We start from the raw sequence: 12,696 nt of genomic DNA on the forward strand, positions 1-12,696 counted from the left end.
GGCCTCACCAACCGCGCTCAGGCGCTGAGGTGACTGAGATAGGCGAGCACGGCGCGTACCCGGCGGTGCTGGGCCTCGTCGGGCGGTAGGCCGAGCTTGGCAAAGATGTTGCCGATGTGCTTCTCCACCGCGCTGCCGGAGAGCACCAGTTGGCGGGCGATGGCGGTGTTGGAATGGCCGGCCGCCATCAGCGAGAGGAGTTGGCGTTCGCGCGCGGTCAGCGCTGCCAAGGGGTCGTCCCGGCGCCGGCCCGCCAGCAGTTGGGAGACCACCTGGGGGTCGAGCACCGTGGCGCCGCGAGCGACGCGGTCCAGGGCGTCCAGGAACTCCTCGACCCTGGCGACCCGGTCCTTCAGCAGGTAGCCGACCGCGCCGGCGCCGTCCGCGAGCAGCTCGGCGGCGTAGGACACCTCCACGTACTGGCTGAGCACCAACGTTGGGGCCCCGGGCAGTTGGGCCCGGGCGCTGATCGCCGCGCGCAGCCCCTCGTCGGTGTGGGTCGGCGGCATCCGCACGTCGACCACCGAGACGTCCGGGCGATGGTCGAGCACCGCCTCGACCAGGGCCGGGCCGTCACCGACCGCCGCCACCACCTGGTGGCCGTCCTCGGTGAGCAGCCGGACCAGCCCCTCGCGCAGCAGTACCGCGTCGTCGGCGACGACGATCCGCAGCGGGCTGCGGGCGGAAGCGGGGGCAGGGGCGGAAGCGGGAGCGGGGGCCGGTTCGTCCGGGGTCAGGGGCATGGGAGCTCCGCGGTGATGGTGGTCGGGCCGCCGTCGGGGCTGGCGAGGTGCAGTCGGCCACCGACGGACCGCAGTCGGTCCTCCAGGCCGCGCAGGCCGTGTCCCTTGGCCAGGGCCGCGCCGCCGACACCGTCGTCGGTCACCCGGACCCGCAGGACTCCCCCGCCGTGGCGCAGGTCCACGGCGCAGCGGCGGGCGTGGCTGTGCTTGGCCACGTTGGTCAGGGCCTCGGCGACGACGAAGTAGGCGGCCGTCTCGACGGCGGGATCGGGACGGTGGTCCAGCGGGTCGACGCCGAGGTCGAGGTCGAGGTCGCAGTCGGCCGGGACGGTGCTGCGCGCGGCCAGCGCGGCGAGCGCCGCGGACAGGCCTCGGTCGACCAGGATCGGCGGGGCGATGCCGCGTGACAGGGCCCGGAGCTCGTCCAGGGCCTCCTGGGCCTGGACGACGGCGTCGGCGATTGCCTCCCGGGCCGCCTCCGGCCTGCGGTCGAAGTGGTGCTGGGCGCGGCCCAGTTCCATCGCCAGCCGGACCAGCCGCTGCTGCGGGCCGTCGTGGATGTCGCGTTCGAGTCGGCGGAGCGCGGCCGCCTCGGCGGTGACCGCGGCGACGGTCTGCGCGCGGGCGGTGTCCCGCTCCTGCTCCAGCCCGGTGATCCGGCGGTGCGGGGCGGAGACGTCGGACAGCAGCGCCTTGCCGAGCCCGGCCTGGGCGGCGACGCAGACGCGGGTCACCAGCGGCAGGGTGGCCAGGACGACGAGGCCGACCGTGACCGCGAAGGCGATCCGCGCGTCCGGCGTCGTCAGCCCCAGGCTCAGGGCGAGGTGGGACTGGGAGCTGCCCAGGTAGAGGTTCATCGGCCGCAGCGGGCCGGGCGACGCGTAGGGGCTGCGCAGCGGCGAGCTGACGGCGGCCACGCCGACGAACCACCACAGCGCCGTCAGCAGCCAGGTGGCCGCGACGACGGGGAGCACCGCCACCGCGTGCGCCACGTCGAGCCACAGCCCCGGGTCGGCGGCAGCGGCGGCGGTCTCCGGCCGACGCACGCCCTGGGCCTCGCCCGCCTGCGGGCGTACCTTGGCGATCCGCCACCGTTCGAGGTCGGCGGACCGCCGCGAGAGTTCCAGTGCCCCGCCCATGACCGGGGACCCGCCCGGCAGCAGCAGGCCGACCGCTCCGGCGCCCAGGCCGCCGAGCACCAGCAGCAGACCGACCGCGGCGCTCAGCGGCGCGGTCAGCAGGTACAGCGACTCCAGCAGCGTGCGACTCGCCACGCGCCCGGCGACCCCGGCTGCGGAGCGCCACCGGCCCCGCCGCCGGCCCGGGAACGCGGCGGCAGCCGTGGAGGGCGTCGACTCGGCCATGCGCCCAGCATAGGAGAGGCCGCGTCCCGGGCCCGGCCGCCGTCGGGGTGGTCGGGGTAACCCCTGGTCGGGGGCAACCCCTGGTCGGGGGCAACCCCTGGTCGGCGGTAACCCCTGGTGGGGGTAACCCCCGAACGGGGACGCCTGGAAGCACCACAGCCTCGGGGGGTGCCGATTGCCTACGGTCGACAGTGAGGCTGGATCGACCGAAAGCAGGATGATGATGACGCGACGGCAGCAGGCCGGGAACGACTCCCAGCGAGGGGCGGACGAGGCGTACGCCGTTGAACTGCTGGGGGTGCGCCGGAGTTACGGCAGCGGGTCGAGCACCGTGCACGGACTGCGCGGGGTGGACCTGTCGTTGCGGCGGGGCAGCTTCACGGCGGTGATGGGTCCGTCCGGCTCGGGCAAGAGCACTCTGCTGCAGTGCGCCGCCGGGCTCGACCGGCCCACAGAGGGGCGGGTGCTGCTGGGCGGCGAGGACATCACCGGGCTGAGCGAGAACCGGCTCACCGAACTGCGGCGCAGCCGGGTCGGGTTCGTCTTCCAGTCCTTCAATCTGCTGCCCTCGCTGTCGGTCGAGCAGAACGTGCTGCTCCCGCAGCGGCTGGCCGGGCGCCGGCTGGACGTCCGGCAGGCGCGTCACCTGCTGGATCAGGTCGGGCTGGCGGGACTGGGTCGGCGCCGGCCCGCCGAGCTTTCGGGCGGTCAGCAGCAGCGGGTGGCGATCGCCCGGGCGCTGATCACCCGCCCCGAGGTGGTGTTCGGCGACGAGCCGACCGGGGCGCTGGACACGGTGACCGCCCGCGAGGTGCTGGGGCTGCTGCGACAGGCCGTGGACAGCATGGGCGCGACCGTGGTGATGGTGACCCACGACCCGGCCGCCGCCGCCCACGCGGACCGGGTGCTCTTCCTCGCGGACGGGATGTTCGCGGGCGAGCTGTACCGTCCGGACCCGGCGTCGGTCGAGGCCCGGATGTCCGCGCTGGTCGCCGCCGGCCGTGACCGCGCCTGCGCGGGGGCCGCAGCATGAGCAACGGACTCGCCCGCGCCTCGGTCCGCTTCCGGCCCTCGGCCTTCGTCGGCAGCTTCGTCGCCCTGCTGTTCGCGGTGGTGGTGATGACGGCCTGCGGCACCCTGCTGCAGACCGGGCTGACCGCGCACCTCGCGCCGGTGCGCTACGCCCACACCCCGGTGGTGGTGGCGGCCGACCAGTCCGTCCGGATCGAGGTGCAGCACGGCAAGGAGCCCGAGCAGGTCGCCGAGGCGCTGCCGGACCGGGCCCGGCTGGACACGGCCCTGGCCACGCGGATCGCCGCCGAGCCGGGCGTCGCGGCGGCCCTGCCGGACCTGGCCTTCCCGGTCGAGCCGGCGCAGGGCTCGAACCTGCCGCCGCTGACCGGCCGGGACTTCTCCGCCGCCGCGATCACGGTCCCGGGCGCACCGGGCGGACCGGCCGGCGACGTCCTCGCCCAGGGCAGCGCGCCGCAGGCCGGACAGGTGGTGCTGGACGCCGCGACCGCCCGGGCGGCACACCTGGCGCCCGGTGACACGGTGGAGCTGACCGGCCCGGCCGGGGCCGGCGCGTTCCGGGTGTCCGGGATCGCCCAGCAGCAGGCCGCCGATGGAACCGCCGCCGGAACCGGGAGCGGAACCGGGACCGCGTGGTTCGCGGACGCCGAGGCCGGTCGGCTCTCCGGCCACCCCGGGCAGGCGGACGCCATCGCGGTGCTGCCGCGCGCCGGGGTGTCGACCGAGGCCCTCGCGGCGCAGGTGCGGCAGGCCGTCGGCAGCAGCGCCGAGGTCAGCACCGGTGACGCGCGCGGTGCGGTGGAACAGCCGCAGCTCGCCGGCGGCAAGGAGGCGCTGACCGGACTGGGCGGCTCCTTCGGCGGGATCGCGGCGATGACGGCGGTCTTCGTGGTGATGGGGACACTGTCGCTGGCGGTCGGCCAGCGGGCCCGGGAGTTCGCGATGCTGCGGGCGATCGGGGCGACACCCCGTCAGATCCGGCGCACCATCGCCACCGAGGCGATGCTGGTCGCCCCGCTGGCCGGGGCGCTGGGGGTGCTGCCGGGCCTGGGTCTTGCGCATTGGTGGCTCGGACAGCTGGTGCAGCGCGGCGCGGTGCCCGCGGGGGTGTCGCTGGACGTCGGCTGGCTGCCGATCGTCGGCTCGATCGCGGTCGGCCTGCTGTCGGCGCTCGGCGCGGGCTATGTCGCGGCCCGGCGGCCGGCGAAGGCCCGGCCCAGCCAGGCGCTGGGCGACGCGGCCACCGCGCGGGTGCGGACCGGACCGGTCCGCACCGTGCTGGGCGTGCTCGCGCTGGCCGGGACCGTCGTCCTCGGCGTGCTGTCCTCGACGATGTCGGGGACCAGCGCCGCCAACACCGCGTTGGGCGTGGTGATGGCCGGCATGACCGGTGTCGCGCTACTGGGTCCGCTGGTGGCCCGGGCGTCCGCGAGCGTCCTCGGACTGCCGCTGCGCGGACGCGCGGCCGGCGCGCCGGGTGCCCTGGCCGCCGCCAACTCCCGGGCCAACGCCCGCAGGCTGGCGTCCGCCCTGGTCCCGATCGTGATGGTGACGGCCTTCTGCAGCATCCTGCTGTTCCTGCAGAGCACCATCACCCACGTCAGCTCCCAGCAGGTGCGCACCGGGGTGGTCGCCGACCAGGTGATCGGCTCGACCGGCGCCGGGCTGCCGGCCGACACGGCGGCGCGGGCGGCGAGCACGCCCGGGGTGGCGGCGGCCGTGGGCGTGCTGCGCTCCGGCGCCCTCTACGAGTCTGCCGGGGCACTGGGCTCGGCCACGGTGCTCGGCGTCTCCGGCGATCCCGCCCAACTGCCGCACGTGCTCGACCTGGACGTCAGGACCGGGTCGCTGGACCGGGTCGGCAGCGGCACCGTCGCGCTGGACGCGACGCTCGCCGACACCCTGGGCCTGAAGGTCGGCGACCGGGCCCCGCTCTGGCTGGGCGACGGCACCAAGGTCGACCCGCTGGTCGTCGCGACCTACGGCAACGGGCTCGGCCTGGGACAGGTACTGATGGGGCGGGCCGAGCTGGTCGGACACGTCTCCTCGGGCTTCGACAGCCAGGTGCTGGTCGCCGACGCCCCCGGCGGTGACAGCGCCGCCGTCGGGCATGCGCTGGCGGGCCTGGGGATCCCCGGGGCCACGGTCACCGACCGGGCCGGCTACGCCGGGCAGGCCGACAAGGACCTGGCGCTCAGCTCCTGGGCGAACACGGTGATGGCCGCCGTCCTCGGCGGCTTCGCGGCCGTCGCCACCGCCAACACCCTGGTGATGACGGTGCTGGACCGCCGCCGCGAGGTGGCCATGCTGAGGCTGGCCGGGACCACCCGCCGCCAGGTGCGGCGGATGATCCGCTGGGAGGCCCTGCTGGTCTCCTCGGCCGGGCTGCTGATCGGCGGCGTCCTCGCCGCCATCGGCCTGATCCCGATCGCGCAGGGCGTCACCGGCTCCGCCCCGTACGTGCCCCCGGCCACGGCCGCCGCCCTGGTCGGCGGGACGCTGGCGCTGGGCCTGGCCGCGACGGCGCTCCCGGCCCGGTCGCTGCTGCGCTCCCGGCCGGTGGAGGCCGGCAGCGGACGGGGCTGAGGCTCAGCCCGCCTCGGGCGCGCTGACGAGCAGCTCGTCCGCGTCGAAGCAGGTCCGGTCACCCGTGTGACAGGCGGCACCGATCTGGTCGACCTTGACCAGGACGGTGTCGCCGTCGCAGTCCAGCGCGACGGACTTCACCAGCTGGAGGTGGCCGGAGGTGTCGCCCTTCACCCAGTACTCGCTGCGGCTGCGGGACCAGTAGGTGCAGCGGCCGGTGGTCAGGGTGCGGTGCAGGGCCTCGTCGTCCATCCAGCCGAGCATCAGCACCTCCCCCGTGTCGTACTGCTGGGCGACGGCGGGCACGAGGCCCTGCGCGTCGCGCTTCAGGCGGGCCGCGACGGCGGGGTCGAGGGCGGTGCTGCCGGGGGCAGCGGGCAGGGCGGAGGCAGCGGACATGCCCCCATTCTGCCAAGCCCGCGCCGCTGACCGGGCCACACCCGCCGCGCGGCGGCCGGCAGCGGGGCCGGTACGGGGCCGGCAGCGGGGCCGGCAGCGAGGCCGGCAGCGAGGCCGGTACGGGGCCGGTACGGGGCCGGTACGGGGCCGGTACGGGGCCGGTACGGGGCCGCTGCCGACCGGTACCGGGCGGTGGGCCATCCGGACATTTGCGCTGATGCCCGATCAACTCGGCCTCCCAGCACCGTCGTATTCCGGCCCCACAGGGCTACTGCCCGGCCGCGCACGGCATCCTGGTGCGCATGAGTGCTCCACCCCCGCCACCACCGCCACCATCGACACCGCCCGCCGTGCCGCCGGTACCGCCGGCACCGCCGGCACCACCGGCACCGTCGGGCCAGCAGCCGCCGTACCCGCCGCAGCAGGGGTTCCCGCAGCCGCCGTACCCGCCGCAGGGCTACCCGCAGCAGGGGTTCCCGCAGCAGGACTACCAGCTCCAGGCACCGCAGGCCCCCCAGGCGGACTACCCGCTCCAGGCGCCGCAGCCGCAGCCGCCCTACCCGCCGCAGTGGCAGCAGCCGCAGTGGCAGGGACAGCCACAGCCGCAGCCACAGTGGCAGCAGCCGCAGTGGCAGGTTCCGCCGCAGTCGCAGGTGCCGCCCCAGTGGCAGGCGCCGCCGCAGTCGCTGGTGCCGCCGAAGGAGTTGACCCGCTCCGAGCAGGTCGCCCGCAACCGGAAGGTCGTCGCGGTGGTGTCGGGCTCGGTCCTCGCCCTGGCGCTGGTGGTCGGCGGCTCGTGGTGGGCCCTGGGCAGCATCTCCGGCGGTAGCCCGGCCGTGGGGTTCAACGGGGACCACGTCGGCGACTGCGGCCTGCTCACGCCGGACCTGACCAGGATGACGCCCTCCTCCTGCTACGCGGCCCACACGGCCGAGGTGACCGGCCTGGTCACGCTGCCCAGCGGCCTCGCCAGTGCCAGTGCGGTCCTCTCCGAGACGACCGCGATGTGCTTGCCGATCGACACGGAGAAGCAGGTCGCCCAGTCAGTGAGCGAGGTTCAGGCGGCGGACATGGCTCCCGACTGGGCCCAGTACGAGAGCGGACAGCGCGTCGCCGAGTGCGCGCTCGGCAACCCCCAGGGCACGCTCGACGCACCGCTGTCCTGATCGGCGCGATCGACCGCCCCGCGTCGTACGCTGGCTCCATGTCGAACTACGCGCGACGCGAACGTCTGCTGCTCGTCGATCTCCTGGAGGCCGTCGGCCCCGACGCCCCCACCCTGTGCCAGGGCTGGACCACCCAGGACCTCGCCGGACACCTGGTGGTGCGCGAGCGGCGGCCCGACGCCGCGGGGGGCATGTTCATCAAGCCCCTCGCGGCGCGGCTGGCCAAGGTCCACGGCGAGTACAGCGCCAGGCCCTACGCCGAACTGCTGGAGCTGATCCGCACCGGCCCGCCGCCGCTGTCGCTGTTCGGCATCCCGGGCGCGGACGAGGCCGCCAACACCGTCGAGTACTTCGTCCACGGCGAGGACGTCCGCCGCGCCCAGCGCGACTGGGTGCCCCGGGTCCTGGACGCCGAGTTCGCCGACGCCCTCTGGGGCAAGCTGGCCCGGACCGCCTCGCTGGCGGGTCGGCGCTCCCCGGTCGGCCTGGTGCTGCGCCGCCCGGACGGGCAGACCACCGTCGCCCGCAAGGGCTCACCGGTGGTGACGGTGACCGGCGAGCCGGGCGAGCTGCTGATGTTCGTGATGGGCCGTCAGGCCCACGCCCAGGTGGACCTGGAGGGCGACCACGAGGCCGTGGCCAAGGTGACCACGGCGCAGCTCGGCGTCTGACACCGGCCTCCCGCAGCCTGGACCGGCCTCAGCGGACGGGGTGTCCGGCGGCCCGCAGGGCCTGCTTGACCTCGCCGATGCGCAGGTCGCCGAAGTGGAAGACGCTGGCGGCCAGCACGGCGTCCGCGCCCGCCTCCACGGCGGGCGCGAAGTCGCCGAGCTTGCCGGCGCCGCCGCTGGCGATGACCGGGACGCCGACCTCGCGCCGGACGGCGCGCAGCAACTCCAGGTCGTAGCCGTCCTTGGTGCCGTCCGAGTCCATGGAGTTGAGCAGGATCTCGCCGGCGCCCAGCGCGGCCGCGCGGGCGGCCCACTCGACGGCGTCCAGGCCGGTGCCGCGCCGCCCGCCGTGGGTGGTGACCTCGAAGCCGGAGGCGGTGGTGGTGCCCCCGGGGGTGCGCCGGGCGTCGACCGACAGCACCAGCACCTGACGGCCGAAGCGCTCCGCGATCTCGCGCAGCAGCTCCGGCCGGGCGATCGCGGCGGTGTTGACGCCGACCTTGTCCGCGCCGGCCCGCAGCAGCCGGTTGACGTCCTCGACCTCGCGGACGCCGCCGCCGACGGTGAGCGGGATGAACACCTGCTCGGCGGTCCGGCGGACCACGTCGTAGGTGGTCTCCCGGTCGCCCGAGGAGGCGGTGATGTCGAGGAAGGTGAGCTCGTCGGCGCCCTCGGCGTCGTAGAGCCGGGCCATCTCGACCGGGTCGCCGGCGTCGCGGAGGTTCTCGAAGTTGACGCCCTTGACGACCCGGCCCCCGTCGACGTCCAGGCAGGGGATCACGCGAACGGCGAGGGACATGCGGGGGGTCTCCATCCAAGTGCGGCAGGTGCGGTGGGTGCGGGCGGCGTCAGCGGGCGGCGGTCCGGCGGTAGGCCTCGACCTCGACCTCGACCGCCATCCGGGAGTCGAGCAGGGCGCTGACGACGACCATGGTCGCGGCCGGGCGGACCGCGTCGAACAGCTCCTTGTGGACCCGGCCGACGTCGTCGACGTCGCGGGCGTGGGTGACGTACATCCGGGTGCGGACCACGTCGGTCGCGCTCATCCCGAAGCCGGCGAGCGCGGTGAGCGCCACGCCGAATGCGGTGCGGGCCTGGTCGGAGGGCGAGCCCTCGAACAGGATCCGGCCGTCGTCCCAGGCGGTGCAGCCGGAGACGAAGACGAAGTCGCCGACGGCGACCGCCCGGGAGAAGCCGAACTGCTCCTCCCAGGGGCTCGCGCCGTTGACCCTCACTGCGGGCACTACCTGACTCGGTGTCACCGGGCGATCAGTCATGCCGTGGTCATCTCCTTGGGCCCGCCTGCGGCGCCTGCTTCGGTGACAGGCGTGCTTCTAGGACACGCTAGACGGCCGCGACCGTGGCCAGCGCCTCTTCGAGGGTGAATGCCTGAGCGTAGAGGGCCTTGCCCACGATTGCGCCCTCCACGCCCGCGCCGACGAGCGAGGCGATGTCGCGCAGGTCCTGGAGCGAGGAGACGCCGCCGCTGGCGACCACGGCCCGGTCGGTCGCGGCGCAGACGTTGCGCAGCAGCTCCAGGTTGGGGCCGGTGAGGGTGCCGTCCTTGTCGACGTCGGTGACGACGTAGCGGGCGCAGCCCTCGGCGTCCAGGCGGGCCAGGGCCTCGTAGAGGTCGCCGCCCTCGCTGGTCCAGCCCCGGCCGCGGAGGGTGGTGCCGACGACGTCGAGGCCGACCGCGATCCGGTCGCCGTACTCGGCGATGGCCTTGGCCACCCACTCCGGGGACTCCAGCGCGGCGGTGCCGAGGTTGACCCGGGCGCAGCCGGTGGCCAGCGCGGCGCGCAGCGAGGCGTCGTCGCGGATGCCGCCGGAGAGCTCGACCTTGACGTCGAGGCGGCCGGTGACCTCGGCCAGCAGGGCGCGGTTGTCGCCGGTGCCGAAGGCCGCGTCGAGGTCGACCAGGTGGATCCACTCGGCGCCGGCCTGCTGCCAGGCGAGGGCGGCGGCCAGCGGCTCGCCGTAGGAGGTCTCGGAGCCGGAGGCGCCCTTGACCAGGCGTACGGCCTGTCCGTCGCGGACGTCGACGGCGGGCAGGAGGACGAGGCGGTCGGTCGCCGGAGTGCTCACAGGGACGAGATCCAGTTCTTCAGCAGGGTCGCTCCGGCGTCGCCGGACTTCTCGGGGTGGAACTGCGTCGCGGCGAGGGGTCCGTTCTCGACCGCGGCGACGAAGGGCTCGCCGTGCTCCGCCCAGGTGACCAGCGGCGGGCGCAGCTGCTCGATGGGCGGCAGCTCCCAGTGCCGGACGGCGTAGGAGTGGACGAAGTAGTAGCGGGCGTCGTCGTCCAGACCGTGGAAGAGGGTGCTTCCGGCCGGGGCCTTGACCGTGTTCCAGCCCATGTGCGGCACGATCGGCGCCTGCAGCGGCTCGACGGCGCCGGGCCACTCGTCGCAGCCCTCGGTCTCGACGCCGTGCTCGACCCCGCGGGCGAAGAGGATCTGCATGCCGACGCAGATGCCGAGCACCGGCCGGCCGCCGGACAGCCGACGGCCGATCACCCGCTCGCCGCGCACCGCGCGCAGGCCCTCCATGCAGGCGGCGAAGGCGCCGACGCCGGGGACGAGCAGCCCGTCGGCGTCGAGGGCGGTCTGGAAGTCGGAGGTGACCTCGACCTCGGCGCCGACCCGCTCCAGCGCGCGCTGCGCGGAGCGGAGGTTGCCGGAACCGTAGTCGAGGACGACCACGCGCTTCGTCATACCAGTCCTTACCTAGCTTGTGGGTGGCCCAGCTTGTGGGTGACCTGAACTTGTGGGTGGGGTCACATGAGTTGCATGACGCCGGTGGCGAAGCACATCAGGCCGGCGAGCGCGAGCAGCACCACCACGCCCTTGGAGATCTTCTGCTTCAGGAAGGACCAGGCCCCGCCTATCAGGAAGAGGCCGACGAAGATCAGGATGTAGACGGTGCCGTTCATATGGCTCATGGCTTACAGCGCGCCCTTGGTCGACGGGAGGATCCCGGCCGCGCGCGGGTCCAGCTCGCTGGCGTACCGCAGCGCCCGGGCGAGCGCCTTGAACTGGCACTCGACAATGTGATGGGCATTGCGTCCATACGGTACGTGGACGTGGAGAGCGATCTGCGCCTGGGCCACGAATGACTCCAGGATGTGCCGGGTCATGGTGGTGTCGTAGGTCCCGATCATCGGGGCCATGCCCTCGGGCTCGGTGTGCACCAGGTAGGGCCGGCCGGAGAGGTCGACCGTGACCTGGGCCAGCGACTCGTCCAGCGGGACGGTGCAGTTGCCGAAGCGGTAGATGCCGACCTTGTCGCCGAGCGCCTGCTTGAAGGCGGCGCCTATCGCGAGGGCGGTGTCCTCGATCGTGTGGTGGGTGTCGATGTGCAGGTCGCCGTCGGTCTTCACGGTCAGGTCGAACAGCCCGTGCCGGCCGAGCTGGTCGAGCATGTGGTCGTAGAAGCCGACGCCGGTGCTGATGTCGGTGTTGCCGCGCCCGTCGAGGTTGAGCTCGACCTTGACGGAGGTCTCCTTGGTGGTGCGCTCGACGCGACCGATCCTCGGGGTCGTCATGCTGGGAGTGGTCATGACTGCGGGAGCTCCTTGAGCGAGGTGCGGACGGCGTCGAGGAAGGCGCTGTTCTCTTCGGGGGTGCCGGCGGTGACCCGGAGCCAGCCGGGCACGCCGTTGTCGCGGACCAGCACGCCCTGGTCGAGCACGGACTGCCACATCGCGTGGGTGTCCGCGAACTCGCCGAACTGGACGAAGTTGGCGTCCGAGTCGGTGACCTGGAGCCCCATCGCCCGCAGCTCGGTGACCAGCCGGTCGCGCTCGGCCTTGAGCCGGTCGACGTAGCCGAGCAGGGTGTCGGTGAACTCCAGCGCGGCCAGCGCGGTCGCCTGGGTGACCGAGGAGAGGTGGTACGGCAGCCGGACCAGCTGCACCGCGTCGACCACGGCCGGGTCGGCGGCCAGGTAGCCGAGGCGCAGCCCGGCCGCGCCGAAGGCCTTGGACATGGTGCGGGTGACCACCAGCAGCGGCCGGCCCTCGGTCAGCTCCAGCAGCGAGGGCCGGTGTGAGAACTCGGTGTACGCCTCGTCGACGATCACCAGTGTCGGCTTGACCGCCTGCGCCGCCTCGTAGAGGGCGATCACGGTGGCCCGGTCGACGGCGGTGCCGGTCGGGTTGTTCGGCGAGCAGACGAAGAGGACGTCGGGCCGCTGCTCGCCGATGGCGGCGACGGCGGCGTCGAGGTCGATGGTGAAGTCCGCGTTGCGCGGTCCCTGGCTCCAGCCGGTGCCGGTGCCCCGGGCGATCAGGTCGTGCATCTGGTACGTCGGCGAGAAGCCGAGGGCGCGGCGGCCGGGACCGCCGAAGGTCTGCAGCAGCTGCTGCAGGATCTCGTTGGAGCCGTTGGCGGCCCAGACGTTCTCGCGGGCCACCGGGTGGCCGGTGGAGCGGGTCAGGTAGGCGGCCAGCCCCTCGCGCAGCTCGACCGCGTCGCGGTCCGGGTAGCGGTTGAGGTGGCGGGCGGCCTCGGCGACCCGCTCGGCGATCCGGGCCACCAGCGGCTCGGGCAGCGGGTACGGGTTCTCATTGGTGTTGAGCCGGACCGGGACGTCCAACTGCGGTGCCCCGTAAGGGGACTGTCCCTTGAGCTCGTCGCGGACGGGCAGGTCGTCGATGCTCAGCCGGTCGCTCGTCGTACCGCTGCTCGTCGTACCGCTGCTCGTCGTACCGTCGTTCGTCATGCCGTCGTTC

At 74.2% G+C, this 12,696-nt stretch carries 14 protein-coding genes; 4 read left to right on the plus strand and 10 right to left on the minus strand.

Annotation, left to right across the window (positions count from 1 at the left end; genetic code table 11):
* Positions 1–17 precede the first annotated feature (17 nt).
* Both BS75_RS08840 and BS75_RS08845 read right to left on the minus strand, forming a co-directional pair.
* Positions 18–671 carry a response regulator gene (locus BS75_RS08840; protein WP_034092672.1) on the minus strand — a complete coding sequence of 218 codons (654 nt, stop codon included), beginning with the start codon at positions 669–671 and terminating at the stop codon, positions 18–20.
* A 62-nt stretch (positions 672–733) separates the two neighbouring features.
* Positions 734–2,107 carry a sensor histidine kinase gene (locus tag BS75_RS08845; RefSeq protein WP_081982195.1) on the minus strand — a complete coding sequence of 458 codons (1,374 nt, stop codon included), beginning with the start codon at positions 2,105–2,107 and terminating at the stop codon, positions 734–736.
* Between the two features lie 220 nt (positions 2,108–2,327).
* On the opposite strand from BS75_RS08845, the gene BS75_RS08850 reads away from it, so the two are divergent.
* Both BS75_RS08850 and BS75_RS08855 read left to right on the plus strand, forming a co-directional pair.
* Positions 2,328–3,140, plus strand: a complete 813-nt coding sequence (locus BS75_RS08850; protein ID WP_152645811.1) for an ABC transporter ATP-binding protein — start codon at positions 2,328–2,330, stop codon at positions 3,138–3,140.
* Complete coding sequence (locus BS75_RS08855) at positions 3,137–5,725, plus strand: FtsX-like permease family protein (RefSeq protein WP_034087819.1); 2,589 nt, start codon at positions 3,137–3,139, stop codon at positions 5,723–5,725. Before BS75_RS08850 ends, BS75_RS08855 begins: the two co-directional genes overlap by 4 nt.
* 3 nt (positions 5,726–5,728) lie before the next feature.
* Here the strand turns inward: BS75_RS08855 and hisI are convergent, their stop codons facing one another.
* Positions 5,729–6,124: a phosphoribosyl-AMP cyclohydrolase gene (gene hisI, locus BS75_RS08860; RefSeq protein WP_042437661.1), complete on the minus strand. Its 396-nt coding sequence runs from the start codon at positions 6,122–6,124 to the stop codon at positions 5,729–5,731.
* Between the two features lie 302 nt (positions 6,125–6,426).
* Between hisI and BS75_RS44060 the strand changes: the two genes are divergently transcribed.
* Positions 6,427–7,290: a hypothetical protein gene (locus BS75_RS44060; protein WP_152645804.1), complete on the plus strand. Its 864-nt coding sequence runs from the start codon at positions 6,427–6,429 to the stop codon at positions 7,288–7,290.
* Positions 7,291–7,328: 38 nt separating this feature from the next.
* Entirely contained in the window at positions 7,329–7,961 is a 633-nt protein-coding gene (locus BS75_RS08870; protein ID WP_034087820.1) for a TIGR03085 family metal-binding protein, read from the plus strand.
* Positions 7,962–7,989: 28 nt separating this feature from the next.
* Here BS75_RS08870 and hisF read toward each other — a convergent pair whose 3' ends face one another.
* From hisF to BS75_RS08905, 7 genes are all read right to left on the minus strand, one after another.
* Positions 7,990–8,760 carry an imidazole glycerol phosphate synthase subunit HisF gene (gene hisF, locus BS75_RS08875; RefSeq protein WP_034087821.1) on the minus strand — a complete coding sequence of 257 codons (771 nt, stop codon included), beginning with the start codon at positions 8,758–8,760 and terminating at the stop codon, positions 7,990–7,992.
* A 49-nt stretch (positions 8,761–8,809) separates the two neighbouring features.
* Positions 8,810–9,238: a RidA family protein gene (locus BS75_RS08880; protein WP_042437659.1), complete on the minus strand. Its 429-nt coding sequence runs from the start codon at positions 9,236–9,238 to the stop codon at positions 8,810–8,812.
* 67 nt (positions 9,239–9,305) lie between these two features.
* A complete protein-coding gene (gene priA / locus BS75_RS08885) occupies positions 9,306–10,049 on the minus strand; it encodes a bifunctional 1-(5-phosphoribosyl)-5-((5-phosphoribosylamino)methylideneamino)imidazole-4-carboxamide isomerase/phosphoribosylanthranilate isomerase PriA (protein ID WP_034087823.1) in 744 nt (247 codons plus the stop codon).
* Positions 10,046–10,678, minus strand: coding sequence for an imidazole glycerol phosphate synthase subunit HisH (hisH, locus tag BS75_RS08890; protein ID WP_034087824.1), 633 nt, complete (start codon positions 10,676–10,678; stop codon positions 10,046–10,048). The genes priA and hisH overlap by 4 nt, the downstream gene beginning before the upstream one ends.
* A 62-nt stretch (positions 10,679–10,740) precedes the next feature.
* Positions 10,741–10,905 carry a hypothetical protein gene (locus BS75_RS47955; protein WP_156164233.1) on the minus strand — a complete coding sequence of 55 codons (165 nt, stop codon included), beginning with the start codon at positions 10,903–10,905 and terminating at the stop codon, positions 10,741–10,743.
* A 3-nt stretch (positions 10,906–10,908) separates the two neighbouring features.
* On the minus strand, positions 10,909–11,508 hold the full coding sequence (gene hisB / locus BS75_RS08900) for an imidazoleglycerol-phosphate dehydratase HisB (RefSeq protein ID WP_034092677.1): 600 nt from the start codon (positions 11,506–11,508) through the stop codon (positions 10,909–10,911).
* 11 nt (positions 11,509–11,519) lie between these two features.
* Positions 11,520–12,686: a histidinol-phosphate transaminase gene (locus tag BS75_RS08905; RefSeq protein ID WP_081983240.1), complete on the minus strand. Its 1,167-nt coding sequence runs from the start codon at positions 12,684–12,686 to the stop codon at positions 11,520–11,522.
* Positions 12,687–12,696: the final 10 nt, after the last annotated feature.

Origin of the sequence: Streptacidiphilus albus JL83, assembly GCF_000744705.1 — a bacterium.
GTDB lineage: Bacteria > Actinomycetota > Actinomycetes > Streptomycetales > Streptomycetaceae > Streptacidiphilus > Streptacidiphilus albus.

Coding starts and splice junctions, on each gene's coding strand:
- BS75_RS08845 (WP_081982195.1), bottom strand. CDS start 2,107: ATGGCCGAGTCGACGCCCTCCACGGCTGCCGCCGCGTTCCCGGGCCGG.
- BS75_RS08850 (WP_152645811.1), top strand. CDS start 2,328: ATGATGACGCGACGGCAGCAGGCCGGGAACGACTCCCAGCGAGGGGCG.
- BS75_RS08855 (WP_034087819.1), top strand. CDS start 3,137: ATGAGCAACGGACTCGCCCGCGCCTCGGTCCGCTTCCGGCCCTCGGCC.
- hisI (WP_042437661.1), bottom strand. CDS start 6,124: ATGTCCGCTGCCTCCGCCCTGCCCGCTGCCCCCGGCAGCACCGCCCTC.
- BS75_RS44060 (WP_152645804.1), top strand. CDS start 6,427: ATGAGTGCTCCACCCCCGCCACCACCGCCACCATCGACACCGCCCGCC.
- BS75_RS08870 (WP_034087820.1), top strand. CDS start 7,329: ATGTCGAACTACGCGCGACGCGAACGTCTGCTGCTCGTCGATCTCCTG.
- hisF (WP_034087821.1), bottom strand. CDS start 8,760: ATGTCCCTCGCCGTTCGCGTGATCCCCTGCCTGGACGTCGACGGGGGC.
- BS75_RS08880 (WP_042437659.1), bottom strand. CDS start 9,238: ATGACTGATCGCCCGGTGACACCGAGTCAGGTAGTGCCCGCAGTGAGG.
- hisH (WP_034087824.1), bottom strand. CDS start 10,678: ATGACGAAGCGCGTGGTCGTCCTCGACTACGGTTCCGGCAACCTCCGC.
- BS75_RS47955 (WP_156164233.1), bottom strand. CDS start 10,905: ATGAGCCATATGAACGGCACCGTCTACATCCTGATCTTCGTCGGCCTC.
- hisB (WP_034092677.1), bottom strand. CDS start 11,508: ATGACGACCCCGAGGATCGGTCGCGTCGAGCGCACCACCAAGGAGACC.
- BS75_RS08905 (WP_081983240.1), bottom strand. CDS start 12,686: ATGACGAACGACGGTACGACGAGCAGCGGTACGACGAGCAGCGGTACG.